The sequence below is a fragment of the Exiguobacterium sp. UBA6309 genome (genome assembly GCF_002439205.1).
In the GTDB taxonomy this organism is placed as follows: Bacteria; Bacillota; Bacilli; order Exiguobacteriales; family Exiguobacteriaceae; genus Exiguobacterium_A.
The window spans coordinates 531-3767 of record NZ_DJTL01000041.1; the positions used below are offsets into that span (position 1 = coordinate 531).

At 49.9% G+C, this 3237-nt stretch carries 3 protein-coding genes and 1 pseudogene; all 4 read right to left on the reverse strand.

Annotated elements, in window-relative coordinates; genetic code table 11:
- Positions 1 to 201, reverse strand: a pseudogene (locus tag B3M90_RS14445) (DNA-3-methyladenine glycosylase 2 family protein); the annotation flags it as partial.
- Positions 198 to 1466 carry a DUF445 domain-containing protein gene (locus B3M90_RS14450; RefSeq protein ID WP_290784740.1) on the reverse strand — a complete coding sequence of 423 codons (1269 nt, stop codon included), beginning with the start codon at positions 1464 to 1466 and terminating at the stop codon, positions 198 to 200. The pseudogene B3M90_RS14445 and the gene B3M90_RS14450, both read right to left, overlap by 4 nt.
- 105 nt (positions 1467 to 1571) lie before the next feature.
- The gene (locus B3M90_RS14455; RefSeq protein WP_029341204.1) at positions 1572 to 1859 is read right to left on the reverse strand and encodes a hypothetical protein; all 288 of its coding nucleotides are present in this window, start codon (positions 1857 to 1859) and stop codon (positions 1572 to 1574) included.
- 124 nt (positions 1860 to 1983) lie between these two features.
- A partial coding sequence (locus B3M90_RS14460; RefSeq protein ID WP_290784742.1) for a phytoene desaturase family protein occupies positions 1984 to 3237 on the reverse strand: 1254 nt, incomplete at its 5' end.

Sequence of the window (3237 nt, forward strand, 5' to 3'; positions counted from 1 at the left end):
TTGCGGTCCTGAACCGTCAATCCGTAACGTATAACCGTCGATGGCTTCCATCATCGTGATGTATGCCTGATCGTTGACGAAGACCGGAACGACGAGTCGCCCATCCTGTTCGATTTGTAACGGGTCTTCCGTCAAACGAGATACGATTCCTTTAAAATCCAATGCTTCCGACAACGTCAGATCATATGTCCACCGGCTCATCCGACGAACACCTTGATCGCACCGAGAATCAAACCGATGATGAATCCACACAATGCCCCGTTGACCCGAATCCACTGCAAGTCACTGCCGACCTTATCCTCGATCATATGAATCAGTGTCTCGGTATCGAACCGATTTAAGTTCTCGCGCACGAGTCCGCCGATTTTTTGGTGATTTTGTTCGACGAAACGCACGAGTTGCTCCTTCATCCACTGATCACTGCTATCCTTGAACGTCGGATGCTGTTCCCAGTCGTCTAAAGCGCGCGAAAGCATCGGCATCGCCCGTTCCGTCCAGAAAGCGTCTGACGTCAAATAGCGTTCGAGCTCGATCAGACCAGCGTCATAGGCACGTTCAATGACCGGAAAGAAGTCAAACCGGTCGACCTCACTTGCCTTCCAAGCATCGATTTTCGCGAGACGCTCTTCATCAATCGACAACTGTGCCAGGTTACGACGCAGATGATCGAGAATCGCGAGTCGATTTGGATGATGGACGTGTCGCATATCTTGAATGACCGTCAACAAGACGCCTTGAATGACCAGACTGAGTTTTTCTTCCGAATAGACTTTTTGGACGGTTCGCGCCGTCACCCGCAAAAACGTATTCTTTTCTTGGTCAATCATTGCCGTATAAGCAAGGCGGCCAATCTGATCGCGAATGATCGGATCTTCGAGAAGACGTTGGCCGTAATCGAGTAACTGATCCATCAGCCACTCGTCGAGTCGACGTTCCTCATTCAACTCCATCGCCCGGACCGCCAGCCGTTTGGACGGATACGCTTTGATCGTCTCCGTCACCCGTGTATTCGCAAACTCAAGAATTGCCTCTTTCGGTAGTTTCCGAATCAAACCCATCAACAGCTCGGTGACGGTTGCTCGAAAGGCAGGTAAGACCAGAATCGAACGTAAAATTTTGATGACACGATCTGCAAGCGTCATATGTTGCAGCTTCGCAACGATACTTTCTTTGTTCAGTAAATCCGTCTCGAGCATATGAACAATCGATTCGATGACCCGTTCCCGATTTTTCGGCAATAGGTTCGTATGGGGAATCTTTAATCCAAGCGGGTGACGAAACAGCGCCGTGATCGCGAACCAGTCGGCAATCCCACCGACGAGTCCGGCTTCAAAACCACTCTGGAGCCAAAAGACCCACGCATTTTCTTTAAATGGCAATGAGACGACGAATCCGACCGCCATGAAAATCAACGAAACGGTTGCAAGCCGCCGTGTCGATGTTTTAGGTTGTTCAAATGATGACACATCGTTTCCTCCTTCAACTGAGTCACTTATCTACCTTACGAACGGGACAAGGATTAGGTTTCGACACGAAAGAGCCCCAGTCATCGACTGGGACTCCCTATGTACTTAAAACGTGTATTCACCAAAACGGTCGCCATCCCATGTCGCGGTTGCCGTTGAGACAAAATAGACCAGTCCGTTGCCGAATGTATTTTCCATTAATGAAACGAGTTGTTGACCATTCGTCTGTTCAACGAACGCTAATCGGACTTCTTCTTTCCCTTGATAAATCCGTTCGTAGACACTTAAACCGCGTGCATTGAGAAACGTACGCGCCGACTCGAATTGAATCGGACCGACTTCAGGTCGTCGTTCCTGAATGAACGACTGACATTTTTGTTCGAATGTCTCCATGGTTCTTCACTCCTTCTCTCTTTTTGTTCATGGATATCATGTTCCCGACTCTTCCTCATCATAATCCTCAAATGTGAAAAAAGCGACAGATGCGTCGCTTCTTTCATCATTTTACGACGATTTCTCACAATCTGACTCCAAACTGTCGGGCAGCATGGATCGCAGACGTCGTCGCACCGATCGTTCCAGCACCCGGAAAGATGGTATCGCCGATTGCAAAGAAATGATCGACACCTGTTCGAAACGGTGCCGCGAATAGGAGACTCGTACTCGGACGTTGCGGATATCCACCGACTCCACCATCCGGGCGGAACGTATAGCGGACCCATGCACCTGGTCCACCCGGATGGCGTTCGATTGCCTGTTGACTAAAACCCGGAAACTGCTGTTCGAGAATGGCTTCGAAGATCGCCGACATCGTCTCGACTTGTCCGTCGTAACGTTTGCGGTTCGTCTTATCAAACGTACCAATGGGAACATGGCATGACATCGTCAGCGTCCGCTGACCAACTGGTGCACGTAATCGATCATCCGGACGGGACAGCGAGATGAAGGCATGACCTGAAGGTAAGGACGGATCATGAACTTGCCGGAATGCTTCGTCAGACAAAATGAGCGCCTCTGGAATCGCCGCATAATACGTAAAGGTCGCCCATTGCTGTAATTTTTCCTGTCGTCGGTACGTTCGTCGTAATGTTCGTCGCATATCCATGCTGACGACTTCTCGGATGCCTTCAAGCGGAACCGCACAGATGACAGTATCAGCAATCATCAAGCGTCCTCGGCGATCCTCGATCAAAAATCCATCTGATGTCTTTCGGATCGACGTGACTTTCCGTCCAAGGAGACAGGTTGCCCCGCTCGCCTCTGCTGTCTCTTTCAATTGCTCAGCCAGTCGGTACAAGCCGCCCGGAACATAATAGGCACCTTCATGATAAATCGATAAGGCGACGGCTCCTAGTAAAGCTGAGGCCTCCTGCCCAGTCTGCATGCTGTCGAGCAAGATCCCGTCGATCACTTGTGCGAACAACGTATCCGCTAGTTCATGTTTTCGTAACAGATGACCAATCGTCAGCGGAAAATACGGTAAAAGGACGACACTTTTCGCATGTCGGACTAACCGCCGGACGTCTGCTGGATCTTGAAGTGGTAATGCTGGAAGTTCTGCCATTAGCGGACGAATCACCTCGTAAATCTGCTCGATTTCTGCAAAGAAAGCCTGAATCGACGATGCCTGCTCTGGAAAATGTGATGTCAATTCGGTTAGAAACGTAGCACAATCCTGATAATAATGAATCGTCCGTCCTGCGATGCGAATCGTCATGACGACGTCGAGCGACTCGACCTGATGCGTCACTCCAAGATGATTAAGAACACG